Source organism: Arthrobacter pascens, assembly GCF_017052465.1.
GTDB lineage: Bacteria > Actinomycetota > Actinomycetes > Actinomycetales > Micrococcaceae > Arthrobacter > Arthrobacter pascens.
This window is the reverse complement of sequence record NZ_JAFHKT010000106.1, coordinates 1-13,874: the sequence shown is the minus strand read 5'-3', so window position 1 is coordinate 13,874 and position 13,874 is coordinate 1. Positions and strand designations below refer to the sequence as shown.

At 66.1% G+C, this 13,874-nt stretch carries 17 protein-coding genes; 16 read left to right on the top strand and 1 reads right to left on the bottom strand.

From position 1 onward, the window contains the following. Nucleotides 1-44 precede the first annotated feature (44 nt). From JYA52_RS02810 to JYA52_RS02760, 11 genes are all read left to right on the top strand, one after another. The gene (locus JYA52_RS02810; protein ID WP_205651630.1) at nucleotides 45-818 is read left to right on the top strand and encodes a hypothetical protein; all 774 of its coding nucleotides are present in this window, start codon (nucleotides 45-47) and stop codon (nucleotides 816-818) included. A 208-nt stretch (nucleotides 819-1,026) separates the two neighbouring features. Continuing rightward, a complete protein-coding gene (locus JYA52_RS02805; protein WP_205651629.1) occupies nucleotides 1,027-1,851 on the top strand; it encodes a DUF4397 domain-containing protein in 825 nt (274 codons plus the stop codon). Nucleotides 1,852-2,339: 488 nt separating this feature from the next. Continuing rightward, nucleotides 2,340-2,738 carry a class F sortase gene (locus tag JYA52_RS22350; protein WP_240459887.1) on the top strand — a complete coding sequence of 133 codons (399 nt, stop codon included), beginning with the start codon at nucleotides 2,340-2,342 and terminating at the stop codon, nucleotides 2,736-2,738. Then, complete coding sequence (locus JYA52_RS02795; protein ID WP_307869288.1) at nucleotides 2,735-3,436, top strand: RNA polymerase sigma factor; 702 nt, start codon at nucleotides 2,735-2,737, stop codon at nucleotides 3,434-3,436. Before JYA52_RS22350 ends, JYA52_RS02795 begins: the two co-directional genes overlap by 4 nt. Then, entirely contained in the window at nucleotides 3,423-4,181 is a 759-nt protein-coding gene (locus JYA52_RS02790; protein WP_205651627.1) for an anti-sigma factor, read from the top strand. The genes JYA52_RS02795 and JYA52_RS02790 overlap by 14 nt, the downstream gene beginning before the upstream one ends. A 130-nt stretch (nucleotides 4,182-4,311) precedes the next feature. Next, nucleotides 4,312-5,421 (top strand): iron-siderophore ABC transporter substrate-binding protein, encoded by a 1,110-nt coding sequence (locus JYA52_RS02785; RefSeq protein ID WP_205651626.1) that lies wholly within the window; start codon nucleotides 4,312-4,314, stop codon nucleotides 5,419-5,421. Between the two features lie 6 nt (nucleotides 5,422-5,427). Continuing rightward, on the top strand, nucleotides 5,428-6,537 hold the full coding sequence (locus tag JYA52_RS02780) for a FecCD family ABC transporter permease (protein WP_205651625.1): 1,110 nt from the start codon (nucleotides 5,428-5,430) through the stop codon (nucleotides 6,535-6,537). A gap of 107 nt (nucleotides 6,538-6,644) precedes the next feature. Beyond that, a complete protein-coding gene (locus JYA52_RS02775; protein ID WP_372433711.1) occupies nucleotides 6,645-7,706 on the top strand; it encodes a FecCD family ABC transporter permease in 1,062 nt (353 codons plus the stop codon). Nucleotide 7,707: 1 nt separating this feature from the next. Beyond that, entirely contained in the window at nucleotides 7,708-8,535 is an 828-nt protein-coding gene (locus JYA52_RS02770; RefSeq protein WP_205651623.1) for an ABC transporter ATP-binding protein, read from the top strand. Between the two features lie 86 nt (nucleotides 8,536-8,621). After that, a complete protein-coding gene (locus JYA52_RS02765; RefSeq protein ID WP_205651664.1) occupies nucleotides 8,622-9,629 on the top strand; it encodes a siderophore-interacting protein in 1,008 nt (335 codons plus the stop codon). Between the two features lie 163 nt (nucleotides 9,630-9,792). Then, complete coding sequence (locus JYA52_RS02760; protein ID WP_205651622.1) at nucleotides 9,793-10,626, top strand: SGNH/GDSL hydrolase family protein; 834 nt, start codon at nucleotides 9,793-9,795, stop codon at nucleotides 10,624-10,626. Nucleotides 10,627-10,631: 5 nt separating this feature from the next. Here JYA52_RS02760 and JYA52_RS02755 read toward each other — a convergent pair whose 3' ends face one another. Further along, nucleotides 10,632-10,934 carry a YciI family protein gene (locus JYA52_RS02755; protein WP_205651621.1) on the bottom strand — a complete coding sequence of 101 codons (303 nt, stop codon included), beginning with the start codon at nucleotides 10,932-10,934 and terminating at the stop codon, nucleotides 10,632-10,634. A gap of 89 nt (nucleotides 10,935-11,023) precedes the next feature. Here JYA52_RS02755 and JYA52_RS02750 point away from each other — a divergent pair, with 89 nt between their 5' ends. The 5 genes from JYA52_RS02750 to rpsN all read left to right on the top strand — a co-directional run bounded on the left by JYA52_RS02750 (nucleotide 11,024) and on the right by rpsN (nucleotide 13,444). After that, a complete protein-coding gene (locus JYA52_RS02750; RefSeq protein WP_205651620.1) occupies nucleotides 11,024-11,515 on the top strand; it encodes a MarR family winged helix-turn-helix transcriptional regulator in 492 nt (163 codons plus the stop codon). Between the two features lie 81 nt (nucleotides 11,516-11,596). Next, complete coding sequence (locus JYA52_RS02745) at nucleotides 11,597-12,358, top strand: SGNH/GDSL hydrolase family protein (protein ID WP_205651619.1); 762 nt, start codon at nucleotides 11,597-11,599, stop codon at nucleotides 12,356-12,358. Between the two features lie 374 nt (nucleotides 12,359-12,732). After that, a complete protein-coding gene (rpmB, locus tag JYA52_RS02740) occupies nucleotides 12,733-12,969 on the top strand; it encodes a 50S ribosomal protein L28 (protein WP_124090838.1) in 237 nt (78 codons plus the stop codon). Beyond that, nucleotides 12,969-13,136 (top strand): 50S ribosomal protein L33, encoded by a 168-nt coding sequence (gene rpmG / locus JYA52_RS02735; protein WP_003798558.1) that lies wholly within the window; start codon nucleotides 12,969-12,971, stop codon nucleotides 13,134-13,136. The genes rpmB and rpmG overlap by 1 nt, the downstream gene beginning before the upstream one ends. Before the next feature lie 2 nt (nucleotides 13,137-13,138). Beyond that, complete coding sequence (gene rpsN / locus JYA52_RS02730; protein ID WP_003798555.1) at nucleotides 13,139-13,444, top strand: 30S ribosomal protein S14; 306 nt, start codon at nucleotides 13,139-13,141, stop codon at nucleotides 13,442-13,444. Nucleotides 13,445-13,874 lie beyond the last annotated feature (430 nt).

Genomic DNA, 13,874 nt, shown 5'->3' with positions numbered 1-13,874 from the left:
CACCCTCTGCCGAGCTTGACGGCGTCCTCACGAAAGGCACCATCATGCGTTCTGCTCACCACGCCACCGTCGTGGCCGCCCTGGCCGCCGCCGCCCTCAGCCTGGCCGGCTGCGGGGCAGTCGCCCAGTCGGCGTCCAACAATGCGACACCGTCCGCTGCGGCCGCGGGTGCCACGGCGCCGGCAACGACCGCCACGGCTGCCGCAACCGCCACGCCTGCACCCGCCTCGCCCAGCGCGGAGCCGTCAGGGGCTGCCGCGCCCAGTCCTACAACGTCGGGTGCTGCCGGGGCCGGCACTGCCGCGCCGGGTTCCACCGACCTGGCCACCTTTACGTTCCCGGGAGACAAGGTGTCGTTCAAATACCCGTCAACCTGGAAGGTGGAACTCTTCACCGGGTCGAGCACGCCCCCCGTATCGGGCACCGCGACTGTCTACGACGCCGACGGCAACAGGCAGGCCACCATCTACTCGGGGCACATTGCCGACGGCGTGACCCACCCGGTCACCAGGGACGTCTTCGAAACCCAGCCGGTGCCGGGCCTGCAGAAGCAGCCGGCTCCCGTCGCCCACTACTCCTTCTATGCGGACCGGATGGAAAACAACTCGGTCTACCGCATGCACCTGACTGCCGGGGCGCCGCCGTCGGGCGCCGACCTGGCCCAGGACGGCATCATCCGCGTCGGAAAGGATGTGCTCGTGGCGGAGGTCCAGTTCATCGAGAAGCCCTTCGCCAGCGATGCGGCTGCCAAAGCCTGGCTGGCGGGTGCGGAGGGACAGGCGCTGAAGGCGTTGCTGCTGAGCATCTCCTACCGGTAAGTCGTCCGCTGGTTGCCGCCCGCTGAAGGCCCTCGTTCAGATGATTCTGAACGAGGGCCTTTGTTTGTTCCGATGATCAAATCGGCTGCGGACTTTCTCAGACTTCTTCGAAAATTATTCATGCGAATGCATCCATGCATGCCTCGTCGCCGGTAGTAGGGGTGTAAGCAAAACTCGCCCGCACCGCGGGCCTTTGAAGGAGAAGACCATGCACACCAGCATTTTCGCAACAGGCGCACTGGCAATGGCCGCAGCGCTCGCTTTCGCCGGCCCTGCCCACGCCGCTGAAGGGGACGCCCAGCTTTCCGTGCTGCACGGAGTTCCGGGCCTGACGGTTGACGTCTGGGTCAATGGCGAGCGCACCCTGGACGATTTCGCGCCCAGCACCCTGGCCGGCCCGCTGGCTCTTCCGGCTGGCAGCTATGACATCGCCATCACTGCGGCTGACGCCGCAGATGCCTCGGCCCCCGTGATCGGGCCGGTCACGGTCAAGCTGGCCGCTAGAGGAAACTACACCGCGGTGGCCAACCTTGGAGCGGACGGCAAACCTACTGCCAATCTCTTCACCAATGATGTCTCCCAGATAGCAGCAGGCAAGGGCAAACTGACTGTCCGTCACACGGCTGCAGCGCCCGCCGTGGACGTCCTGGCCGGCGGCTCGGCCGTGATCTCCAACCTCTCGAACCCCAAGGAGAAGACCCTCACCCTGGATCCCGGCACCGTCCCGGCCGCCGTGGCAGCAGCCGGAACAACCCAGCCTGTGATCGGCCCGGCCGATGTCACCGTCAAGGAAGGCACCCACACCATCGTCTACGCCTGGGGCAGCCTGGCGGACAAGAACCTGCAGCTCGCTGTGCAGACCATTGACGGCCTGCATTCAGCTCCGGGTTCTGTTCCGGGCGGACGCTCGGGCGCCGCTGACGACGGCACAGGCCAGGCCGCAGCCACCATCGGCTTCGGTGCCGCCGGCCTGGCACTCCTTCTGGGCGGCATTGCTGCCCCCCGCAAGGTGGCGTTCCGCAGGGCCAAGTAACTCCCGTCTCAACGGACAGGAAGACTCCGGGCGCCGGCCGTCCTCAAGCCGGGGCGCCCGGCCTTCCTGTCCCACCTCAACGAAACCCGAAACCTGACCACGGACGGAGGGACATGAAAAGCGCGACGACGGCGAACGGGCCCCGGGAGCCCCTGGTGCTTCCGCCACGTCTGGGAAGTGCCGGACTGCGGGCACTGACTGCCGCAGTCGCCCTCCTTATGGGAGCCTCTTTCCTGGCGGGCTGCGCGTCATCCTCCGCAGTGCCGGAAACCCCAGCCGTGCCGGCATCGACGCTTGCCACGGGAACCACGCAAGCCGCTAAGGCCGACGCAGCAGCACCTCGCTTGGCTTCACCTTCTCCTGCGCGCACGAGCGCCCCCGTTCCCCCGCCTAGGACAGAGATTCCGCTTCGGCAGGCGTCGCTGCCCAAAGCGGTCCCGGCGGACCCCGCCCCGCGCTTCCTGAGAGTCGCAGGCACAACCATCAGCATGGACATTGTGGAAGTGAGCGTGACGCCGAACGGCGCCATGGAGATCCCGGAAGCCTTCGATGAGGCGGGCTGGTACCGCCACGGAGCGGCCCCCGGCGCCACGGCAGGAACAGCGGTAGTGGCGGCACACGTGGACACAACATCCGATCTGGCCCCTTTTTCGCAGCTGAAGTCTCTTTCCGCGGGTACCCGGATCACTGTGGGACGCGAGGGCGCCCCGCCGCTTCACTTCCGGGTTGTCTCGGTGGACCTGATGGCCAAGGACAAATTCGATGGTGCTGCCCTGTTCCGGCGTGACGGTCCGCACGAGCTAAAGCTGGTCACCTGCGGCGGCCGATGGCTGGACGAGAAACTCGACTACAGCGACAATGTGATAGTCACAGCGGTACTTGCGTGAGCCGCAACGTAGCTTTCATCCTTGCCGACGAGGGCGGGAAGGAGTCCAATTTGGCACTTCCTGACCCGTCTTCCGCGGGAGCTGCGCAACCAGCTGAAGAGGGCCCCGGAGCCCCTTCTCCCCGCAGAGCGGAGGCCGCACCGCCTGTCTGGGACGCGGCGCTCAATGAATCCTTCGCCGCCGGAAATGAAAAGGCCCTGGCTGAGGCCTACCGGCAGTTTTCGCCTCTGGTGCACACTCTTGCGCTCCGCTCCCTGCGGGACCGCGCCGCGGCAGACGACGTTACCCAGGAAGTGTTTATCCGTGTCTGGCGGTCACGGTCCACCTTCGATCCGCACAAGGCAAGGCTGCCGGCGTGGATTGTGGGAATAACCAGGAACGCCATCACCGACGCGCTGGCGGCCTCCGCCAGAGAAACCCGCAAAGTCATGGCCGCCGCCGAGGTCCGGCCGGACGGTGAGCAGGATACGGGCGCGGGTCAGGCCGAAGTCTTGGCGGACCGGCTGCTGCTCGACGGCGAGCTTGAGCGGCTGGGGGAGCCGCAGGGGTCCATCATGAGGCTCGCCTTCTATGAGGACCTGACCCACCACCAGATTTCGCAAAAACTGAACCTGCCTCTTGGTACCGTCAAGAGCCACATTCGTCGAAGCCTGTCCCACCTGAGAAGCAGATTGGAGGTAGACCATGCAGCATCCTGACCCGGAAATTCTGAGCCTGCTCGCCCTGAACGAGCCCCTGGGCGACGAACAGACCATGGAACACCTCCGTTCCTGCCCCGAATGCGCAGCGGAATACGCGGCCCTTCGCCGGGCGGTCAGCGCCGTCAGGACTACGCCGGACAGCAGCGTGCTGGAACCGCCTGGCGCGAACGTCTGGACAGCCATCCACCGCGAACTGGGCCTTTCCGAGGCAGTGGCGCGAGATCCGTTGACGTCAGCTCCCGCCGTAACCGGGACTGCCGAGCCCGCCGAGACCGCGAAGCCTGCTGCCCCTGTCCCGTCCCGGACACGTTCGAGCAACGTGACGTGGCTCCGTCGGCCCATGGTCTGGCTTGCAGCCGCCGCCGCACTCGTGGTCGCCGCCGGAATCGCCTTGTCTGTTGGCCGGCCGGCTCCTCCGCTGGCCGAGGCTGAACTCGCACCGCTGGCTCAGTACTCGGCCACAGGATCCGCCAAGGTCACCGAATCAAGGGACGGCTCGCGCACTATCGAGGTGGAACTCAACAAGACCGAGGCAAAGGGCTACCAGGAAGTGTGGCTGATTGCCCCGGACCTCTCCCGGCTTGTCAGCCTGGGCATCATGAACTCATCCTCGGGACGTTTTGAGGTTCCGGCCGGGCTGGATCTGTCCGCTTATCCCATCGTGGACGTGTCCGACGAACCCCTCGACGGCGATCCCGCGCATTCGAGCGTGAGCATCGTCCGGGGCACCCTCAAACTGTGACGGGCTAACGGGCGGAAGCGGACCCCCTGCGTTTGCGTCACGCAGGTAATTACGTGACACGAAGCTTTCTTAATTGGAGCGAGGATAGGCTAGCCTTACTCACGTTCGCTTCATTGATCTAAGGAGTTCCGTGACTTCCCCCCTCTTCTCCGGCTCCGGCCGTCTGCCCGGCGCAGGAACCACCCGCCGCGCCCTGCTCAAGACCGCCGGCAAGGCAACCGCAGTGGCGGCTGCCGCAGCCCTTGCGCTGACCGGCTGCTCCACCGGCCCGGCCGCTTCAACCTCGGCCTCGTCCGCCGCCGAGTCCTCCAGCACGCAGTTCCCGGTCACCATCAAGCACGCCTTCGGTGAGACCACCATCAAGGAGCAGCCCAAGCGCGTCGCCACCGTGTCCTGGGTCAATGACGATGTGGCCATTGCCCTGGACGTGGTCCCCGTCGGTATCCCGAAGAACGAGTGGGGCGGCAACGACAAGGGCTCCACTCCCTGGAAGGACGCCGCTCTCGAGAAGCTCGGCGCCGGCTTCGGCTCAGACAAGGCCCCCGCCCAGTACTCCGAGGCGGACGGCATCAACTTCACGGAGATCGCCAAGCTCAACCCCGATGTCATTCTCGGTGCCTACTCAGGCCTGACCGCAGAGGACTACAAGAAGCTCAGCGAGATCGCCCCCGTCGTGGCCCACCCCGATGTCGCCTATGGCACCTCCTGGCAGGACTCCACCAGCATCATCGGCAAGGCACTCGGCAAGGAAGCCGAGGCAGCGAAGCTGATCTCCGACACCGAGGCCACCATCAAGGAGAAGGCTGCCAAGTACCCGCAGCTCGCGGGCAAGACCTTTATCTACGGCAACCTGGAGCCCGCAAAGGGCGACGGCGTCAACGTCTACACCGCCAACGACAACCGCCCGCGGTTCCTGTCCTCCATTGGCATGCAGCTGGCGCCGGTTGTGGAGGAGAAGTCAAAGGGTTCCAAGGAGTTCTTCCTGGAGTGGTCGGCTGAGAAGGCCAACGAGCTGGATTCCGACATCTTCGTGACCTGGGTCCCGGATGCCAAAACCACCGACGCCATCAAGAAGGACCCGCTGCTCGGCCAGATCCCTGCCATCAAGGACGGGGCCCTCGTAGCCGATTCGGACAACACGCTGACCCTCTCGATCTCGGCCGCCTCCCCGCTGAGCCTGCCGTGGTCGCTGGACACGTTCCTCCCGCAGCTGGGCAAAGCTGCCGACGCGGTCCAGTAACCAGCCATGACACCACGTACGACGACGGTGCCCCCCGCCCAGCGCGAACGGACACTTGGGGCCCCTGCGGCCGAGACGGAAGGGCCACAAGTGCCCGTTCGCGCTCCGTGGCGGGGGAGCGCGCCGGCCGGGCGGATCGCCTGGCTGGCCGCCGCCGTCGTCGTACTTGTCCTTGCCTGTGCCGTGTCGCTGGCCGTGGGCGCGCGGGGCCTTTCCCTGGCCACGGTCTGGCAGGCGCTCACGCAGTTCGATCCGGCCGACGGCGATCACGCCGTTATCCACGCCCGCATCCCGCGCACCGTCATGGGTCTGCTGGCCGGCGGGGCGCTGGGCATGGCGGGCGCCGCCATGCAGGGTGTGACCCGCAACCCGCTGGCTGATCCCGGCATCATCGGCGTGAACGCCGGCGCCGCCCTGGCCGTGGTCACGGGAATCTACCTCTTCGGCGTCTCCTCCCTGAGCGGGTACATCTGGTTCGCATTCGGCGGCGCCGCGGCCGCCGCCGTCGTGGTGTACCTGATTGCGTCCATGGGCAGGGACGGTGCGACGCCGGTCAAGCTCGCCCTGGCGGGCGCCGCCCTGAGCGCGGGCCTGTACTCGCTGATGAACGTCATCCTGGTATCCAGCCAGGACACCCTGGACCGCTTCCGGTTCTGGCAGGTGGGCGGGATCGCCGGGCGCGACTGGTCCGTGATCCTCCCCGGCCTGCCGTTCCTCGCCGCGGGGGCGCTGATCGTGCTCTGCACCGGGCGCATCCTGAACAGCCTGGCCCTCGGCGACGACCTTGCCCGGGGACTCGGCCAGCGGGTGGGCCTGTCACGTTCGGTGACGGCGCTGGGCATCGTGCTGCTCTGCGGATCCGCCACAGCACTCGCCGGTCCGATCGCGTTCGTCGGGCTCGTCATTCCGCACGCGGTCCGTTTGCTGACCGGGCCGGACTACCGCTGGATCCTTCCTTTCTCCCTGGTGCTCGCCCCGGCCCTGCTGCTTGTGTCCGATGTCATCGGGCGTGTGGTGCTGCTCCCGGGCGAGGTTCCCGCAGGCATCATGACGGCCCTCGTGGGCGCCCCGGTCTTCGTGTGGCTGGTCCGCCGCGGCAAGGGGGCCGGACTGTGAGCACGAACCCCGCACCAACAGGCCAGCGCGAACGGACACTTGAGGCCCCTCACCCCCAGCGCGAACGGGCAGATAATGCCCTCAAAACCGCGAAAACAGGGCATTATCTGCCCGCTCGCGCATCGTTCCTGCGCCGGACGCTGCTGAACCGGACAGCGATCTTGGGCGCCGCCGTCGTGATCCTCTTCGCCGCGGGCATCCTGCTCGGCAGCTACACGGTCACCATCCCGGACTTCTTCCGGATCCTCACCGCGCACTTCGCCGGTGGCGAGAAGATTCCGGGTGCCAGCTTCATCGTGATGGAGAGCAAACTGCCGCGGGCGGTCATCGGCACCATGATCGGGCTCGCCTTTGGACTGTCCGGCGGCCTGTTCCAGACCATGCTCCGCAACCCGCTGGCCAGCCCCGACGTCATCGGCATCAGCTACGGTGCCAGCGCCGCCGCCGTCACGGCCATCGTCGTATTCGGGGCCTCCGGTGCCGCCGTTTCGGGCGCGGCCCTGGGCGGTGCCCTGGGCGTGGCGGCAGTGGTCTACGGCATCTCCCGCAGCGGCACGCTGCGTGCGGGAGCCGGCGCGGGAACCGGCAGCGCCGCCGGCAACCGGCTCATCCTCGCGGGCGTCGGGATTGCCTCGGCACTCGGCGCGCTGGTGAACTTCCTGCTGACCCGCACGGACATCCGCACCGCGGCCGATGCCCTCGTCTGGCTCAACGGCTCACTCAACGCCGCGAGCTGGGACCGTGCCGGCGTGCTGGCGGCGGCCCTCCTGATCCTCGTGCCCGCGGTCGCGGTCCTGGCCGGACCGCTGCGCATCATCGAACTCGGCGATGACACCGCCGCCGGACTCGGCATCCGCGTGCACCGCACCCGGCTGGGCGTGGTGCTCACCGCCGTCGCGCTGGCAGCGGTGGCGACGGCGGCAGCAGGGCCGGTGGCCTTCGTCGCCTTCCTGGCCGGCCCCATTGCCCGCCGCTTCGCCGGCAAAGCCAGCCTCCCGGCGTCGGCCCTGGTGGGTGCGCTGATCGTCCTGGCCGCCGACTACTTCGCCGCCAACATCGCCCCGCTGCTGCTGGACGGCACGGTGCTGCCGGTCGGTGTGGTCACCGGCGCCCTGGGCGCCCCCTTCCTGCTCTGGCTTCTCGTCACCGCCAACCGAAAGGATGCCTGACATGGCTGTTCTCAAAGCGAAGGACCTGACGCTGCAGTACGACCAGCGGCGCGTCGTGGAGGGGCTCACCGCAGAGATCCCGGAGGGCCGGGTGACCATGATCGTGGGCGCCAACGCCTGCGGCAAGTCCACGCTCCTTCGGGGGCTGTCCCGGCTGCTCAAACCCGCCGGCGGAACGGTCACCCTCGACGGCAAGGACATCCATTCCGTCCCCGCACGCGAACTGGCGCGCACCCTGGGTCTGCTGCCGCAGCACCCCACCGCCCCCGACGGCATCACCGTCCGGGACCTGGTGGGCCGTGGCCGGTACCCGCACCAGGGCCTCTTCCGCAGCTGGTCAGAGAAGGACGACGCCGCGGTGCAGCGCGCGCTGGAAATCACCGAAACGCTGGACCTCGCCGGGCGGAACGTCGACGAGCTGTCCGGCGGGCAGCGCCAGCGCGTGTGGATCGCCATGGCATTGGCGCAGGAAACGGACGTGCTTCTGCTCGATGAGCCCACCACGTACCTGGACCTCGCGCACCAGGTGGAGGTGCTGGACCTTGTGACCGACCTCAACCGGCAGCGCGGCACCACGGTGGCCATCGTGCTGCACGACCTCAACCTCGCGGCCCGGTACGCGGACCACGTCATTGCCCTCAAGGGCGGCCGGATCGTCGCCGAGGGAGGAGCTGCCGATGTGATCACCGAGGAGCTCGTCCTGGACGTTTTCGGGCTGGAATCCCGCGTGCTGCCGGACCCCGTGTCCGGCACTCCGCTGATCATCCCGATCGGCCGCCACCACGCTGCCCCAAAAGCCGCAACCACAACCCTGGAGTTGGTCTCATGAGCTCAGTCAACGGCCCGGCAGGAACAGCCACGAAGGCCACGCCGCGAGAAAGGTCCGGGGCCATGCCGCAGTTCGCCACCGAGCCGATGACGCTCGCCTTCGACGTCACGGTCAGCGCCGTCCAGGAGCTCGGCGCCAACTTCCGCCGCATCACATTCGGTGGCTACTCGCTGCGGGACTTTGGCGTGCACGGCAGGACCATGGACCTGCGCATCAAGCTCGTGATCCCTTCCCTGGCCGACGACGGCACTCAGCTTGAGCTGCCGCCTTTCCACATGGAAAACACCGGCTGGTACAAGGAGTGGCTCGCCATGGATCCGGCGATCCGTGGCTCCATGCGCACCTACACCGTGCGGCAGGCCCGGCTCGACGCCGTGTACCCCGAGATCGACGTCGACTTCGTGATGCACTTCGATGCTGCCGGTCATGGCGGCCCAGCGGCCAACTGGGCGCTCAATGCCCGCCCGGGCGATGCCCTGACCATCATCGGGCCGAACAACCGGGCCGCGCACTGCGTGACGGCGGAGATCTACTCGGGCATTGAGTGGCGTCCTGGCCTGGCACAGCGCGTCCTCTTGGCGGGTGACGAGACGGCCGTTCCGGCCATCAGCGCCATCCTGGAAAGCCTTCCGGAGTACATGACCGGGCACGCGTTCCTGGAAGTCCCGGAGGCCGGTGACTTCCTCGATCTCCAGACAAAAGCCGACGTCGACATCACCTGGCTCGCCCGCGGTGCCGCGATCGGACGCTCGCGTCCGCACGGCCAACTGCTCCAGGAAGCTGTCCGCGCCGCCGTCCCGGTGCCGGGCTGGGTGGGCATCAAGTCCACCGACGCGGCGGCAGGCCCGGAGCCGGAGGACGTCAACGTCGACCAGGACATCCTGTGGGAGACGCCGGCGCGCATGGATACGGCAGCGATCGGAGCCACCAAGAACCCGGCCGTTCCCGCGGGTGCCATGCCCTTCTATGCCTGGATGGCGGGCGAAGCCGGCGTCATCAAGGACCTGCGGCGCTACCTGGTCCGGGACGTTGGCATCGACCGGAAGCAGGTTGCCTTCATGGGGTACTGGCGGCAGGGGAAGGCCGAACTCTAACCCCGACGCTCCCTCACTTTTGGTGGGTGTGTTGCCTGACGCTCCCTCACTTTTGGTGGGTGTGAGTGAGGGAGCGTTGGGTGAGGTGCTGCGGGATCTGAGGGAGCGTTGGCGTTCACCTGCGGTTTCCCTCCGCGTTTCTCCGGGCGGGTACCTTGTGCGGATGGGTTCTTATCCTTTGCTTCCGGATCGGCATGGGCGACGGCGATATGTGGCCTTGGGTGATTCGTTCACCGAGGGGGTGGGGGATCGGAGCAAGCATCTGCCCAACGGTGTGCGGGGCTGGGCCGACCGCGTGGCGGAGAGGCTCGCCAAGGCGGAGGCGGGCTGGGAGTACGCCAACCTGGCGATCAGGAGCAAACGGCTGCGCCACGTCATCGCCGAACAGCTGGAACCGGCGCTGGCCCTGGAACCGACACTCATTACGCTGTATGCCGGCGGCAACGACATCCTGGACTTCGGGACGGACATGGACGTGCTCATGGCCCAGTACGAGGCGCTCGTGGCGACGCTTGCCGGAACCGGTGCCACCCTGGTGCTGTTCACCGGATTCGACATCAGGGTGTCCGCACTGCTGGAGCCGCTGAAAAAGAGAAACGCCGCTTATAACGAACGGGTGCGGGAACTTGCTGCCAAATACGGGGCCGTGTTGGTGGACTATTGGTGCTTCGATGCCCTGCAGGACCGCCGGATGTGGGACGCGGACCGCCTGCACATGTCCAAGGCCGGCCACAAATATGTGGCCGCCCAGGTCCTGGACCACCTCGGCGTGCCGCACAAGATCAGCCTCAAGGAGTGGGAACCCCCGTCGAGAATGACGCTCCGCGACTGGGAGAGACGGCAACGACGCTGGGTGAACGACTGGGTGCTCCCGCTGTTCGGACGGAAACTCCGTGGTGTGACGCTGGGAGACAACCTCAGTCCGCGCTGGCCCGATCCTGTGAAAGTGCCCCGCAAGGGCGGCCTGAAGAAGCTGATCGAACAGGCCGAGCGCTGAGTCGGCTAGTTCGGCGGCCCAGGCTGGTCCAGCAGGTTCTCAAAACCCGGAGCCACGCGGGTCGCAGCGAATTCCATGACTTCGAACTCGGCCACACCGTTGACGTAGAACGGGTCTTGCGCGAGGGAAGCGTCCAGCGTATGCCGGTCGGCTTTCGACAGCAGCAGGCCGCCGGTGCGGGGGACCTTCCTGCCGGCGGCCATGAATACGCCCTCGTCGAAGGCGTCCTTGAGCCAGGCGACGTGGGCGTCCAGGTGGTAATCCACGATATCTTGGGCGACCTTGTATGTCAGGGAAACTACGTACATGCCCGCCAGCCTACCGTTTCTCCCGGATTCCCTACCCGGGAAGGTGCGCCGCTTGAACCGTCAATCTTCTTTTCTCCTAGGATGGAGCCATGACCGAACCGCGCTGGCTCAACGCCGATGAACGCCGGGCCTGGCTCGCCCAGCTGAGCATTAACACCATGCTGCCGGCGGCCCTGGATACCCAGTTGCACACGGCCGGCAAGTTGTCGCTGTTCGACTACAACGTTCTGGCGATGCTCTCCGAGGCCGAGGGGCGCTTCCTGCCCATGAGTGAATTGGCCGCCCGGACCAGTTCGTCACTCTCCAGGCTTTCGCACGTGGTCACCAAACTCCAAAGCCGCGGATGGGTGGAACGCCGGCCGCACCCGGGCGATGCACGTGTGACCACCGCGCACCTGACGGAGCGGGGCATGAAGACGATTGTGGGCCTGGCTCCGGGTCACGTGGAATCAGTCCGCTCCCTGTTCCTTGACGCCCTGACCGAGCAAGACGTCACGGACCTTGCGCGCATCGGGGAAAAGATCGTGGCTCGCTTGGACAGTAACCACTGGATCCTCCGCGAACAGCCACCCAGGAAGTAGCCGCCGGCGGTAGCCCCCGGAGCGGCCACCACGATCAGGCGCGCCTTGGTTGCTCGCGGCAACTGCTGGCAGACTGGACCCATGGATTTCATGTCCCGCTTCGTAGCCTTGGGAGACTCCTTCACGGAAGGCGTCGGTGACGACGACCCCGCCCGCCCCAATGGCGTCCGCGGCTGGGCAGACCGGGTTGCCGAGCAACTGGGTGCAGCCGATCCGGGGTTTGGCTACGCGAACCTCGCCATCCGTGGCAAGAAGCTACGCCAGATTCTGGCAGAGCAGGTGGATGCCGCCGTCGAACTGCAACCCACGTTGGTGAGCATCTACGCCGGCGCCAATGACATCCTCCGGCCCAAGGTCGACATCGACAACCTGCTCGAGGAGTACGACGCCGGGATCCGCAAACTCAGGGCGACCGGCGCCACGGTGGTGATGTTCACCGGTTTCGACGCCCGCGGCTCAAAGGTGTTCGGCACCATGCGCGGCCGCACTGCCATCTACAACGAACTCGTGCGCGGCATCGCCGGAGACCACGGAGCGCTGCTGGTGGACTATTGGCGCTTCAACGAGTATTACGACTGGGGCATGTGGGCTAAGGACCGCATGCACATGTCTTCAGCCGGGCACGCCAACATGGCCAAGCGCGTCCTCACCGTGCTTGAGCATGACCACTCCATCGACGTTCCGCCCATGACTCCGGTGCCCGAGCTCAGAGGGGTCGAAGCCCTTCGCGCGAATGCGCAATGGTTCCGCGAGTTCGCCGCGCCCTGGGTTGTCCGGCGCGTCACCGGAAAATCCTCAGGCGACGGACTCCAGCCGAAGTACCCGCAACTCACCCGCCTCTGAGGTTTGCGCCGCCGGATTAGCCTTTAATTCGCACGTCTCGTAGACTTGGTAGGCGCTAGGTGGCGCGGAGCGTGTGCAATTGCTCCGGTTGGCGGCGGCTGTATGCAGTAATAACAGTCCCGCAGGCCGGTAGTTAGGGGCTCAAGTTGCGTGCATTCCTGTATTCGCCCAGCATCCCGGCACTTCGCAGTGGCTTCCATTGCCCGGTGCCCGCGGCCCATCGTATTTCGCCGCAGCACGGATTCCCGGACTTGCCGAAGAATTTATGCCTGCGGAAAGACGAAAAGCATGGGGACTGGATGCGGACGCCGCCTGCCGCACGGTGACGCAGAACGCTGCCAGCCGTTTCAATCATTTTTCAGAGGAGAGTCGTCATGGCAGCACACTGCCAGGTGACCGGAGCCGAGCCGGGCTTTGGACACAGCATTTCGCACTCGCACCGCCGCAACAAGCGCCGGTTCGACCCGAACATTCAGAAGAAGCGCTACTGGGTTCCGTCCCTGCGCCGCAATGTCACCCTGCAGGTCTCTGCAAAGGGCATTAAGACCATCGACGTACGCGGTATCGACGCAGTCGTTGCCAGCATTCTTGCACGAGGGGTGAAGCTCTAGTGGCTAAGGACAAGGACGTACGTCCGATCATCAAGCTCAAGTCGACCGCGGGCACGGGTTACACCTACGTCACCCGGAAGAACCGTCGTAACGACCCGGACCGCCTGGTCCTGAAGAAGTACGACCCCAAGATCCGCCAGCACGTCGAATTCCGAGAGGAGCGCTAAACATGGCTAAGAAGTCCAAGATTGCTCGTAACGAGCAGCGCAAGGTCATCGTTGAGCGTTACGCCGCAAAGCGCCTCGAGCTGAAGAAGACCCTGGTTGACCCCAACGCGACGGATGAAGCACGCGAAGCTGCACGCCTCGGCCTGCAGAAGCTGCCCCGCAACGCCTCCCCGATCCGTCTGCGTAACCGCGACATCATCGACGGCCGTCCCCGCGGTACCTTCCAGAAGTTTGGTATCTCCCGTGTTCGTTTCCGCGACATGGCTCACCGTGGTGAGCTCCCGGGCATCACCAAGTCTTCCTGGTAATTCAGCACCGCTGATTCCAGCTGCTTGAAAAGGGCCGGCAACCGTTTGGTTGCCGGCCCTTTTTTGCGTTTCCGCACGGCGCATCCCGCGCTAGGTTGCGCGTGACGCACCACACAGAACGGAATTACGACGCCGACCCCCGGTTTTGTCATCAGATCCCCCTGCGGTTCCGCGGAATCACGCGGTTTTTAGCCGCACCACAGGCCAGTTCGGGGTGGGTTTGCGGTGGGGGTTGGGTGGGTGTATTGTTTTCTAAGTCGCCGAGAGGGGGCCGGCGGGAAGCTGGTTACCGGAGGCGGCCAAATCCCCTTCTGAACAGCCTGTGAATGGTTCGCTTGTTTGGCGTGCCGGTTGCGGGTGGGGCTGGTTTTGATGGCGGGGCGGGTCGCGGAAACGTTGATTTGCTTTGGGTCTTGGAACCGGGTAAGTT

Bases quoted from the DNA above. Each gene is read 5' to 3' on its own strand.
- JYA52_RS02810 (WP_205651630.1), top strand. From the start codon at position 45: ATGCGTTCTGCTCACCACGCCACCGTCGTGGCCGCCCTGGCCGCCGCC.
- JYA52_RS02805 (WP_205651629.1), top strand. From the start codon at position 1,027: ATGCACACCAGCATTTTCGCAACAGGCGCACTGGCAATGGCCGCAGCG.
- JYA52_RS22350 (WP_240459887.1), top strand. From the start codon at position 2,340: ATGGACATTGTGGAAGTGAGCGTGACGCCGAACGGCGCCATGGAGATC.
- JYA52_RS02790 (WP_205651627.1), top strand. From the start codon at position 3,423: ATGCAGCATCCTGACCCGGAAATTCTGAGCCTGCTCGCCCTGAACGAG.
- JYA52_RS02780 (WP_205651625.1), top strand. From the start codon at position 5,428: ATGACACCACGTACGACGACGGTGCCCCCCGCCCAGCGCGAACGGACA.
- JYA52_RS02770 (WP_205651623.1), top strand. From the start codon at position 7,708: ATGGCTGTTCTCAAAGCGAAGGACCTGACGCTGCAGTACGACCAGCGG.
- JYA52_RS02765 (WP_205651664.1), top strand. From the start codon at position 8,622: ATGACGCTCGCCTTCGACGTCACGGTCAGCGCCGTCCAGGAGCTCGGC.
- JYA52_RS02760 (WP_205651622.1), top strand. From the start codon at position 9,793: ATGGGTTCTTATCCTTTGCTTCCGGATCGGCATGGGCGACGGCGATAT.
- JYA52_RS02755 (WP_205651621.1), bottom strand. From the start codon at position 10,934: ATGTACGTAGTTTCCCTGACATACAAGGTCGCCCAAGATATCGTGGAT.
- JYA52_RS02750 (WP_205651620.1), top strand. From the start codon at position 11,024: ATGACCGAACCGCGCTGGCTCAACGCCGATGAACGCCGGGCCTGGCTC.
- JYA52_RS02745 (WP_205651619.1), top strand. From the start codon at position 11,597: ATGGATTTCATGTCCCGCTTCGTAGCCTTGGGAGACTCCTTCACGGAA.
- rpmB (WP_124090838.1), top strand. From the start codon at position 12,733: ATGGCAGCACACTGCCAGGTGACCGGAGCCGAGCCGGGCTTTGGACAC.
- rpsN (WP_003798555.1), top strand. From the start codon at position 13,139: ATGGCTAAGAAGTCCAAGATTGCTCGTAACGAGCAGCGCAAGGTCATC.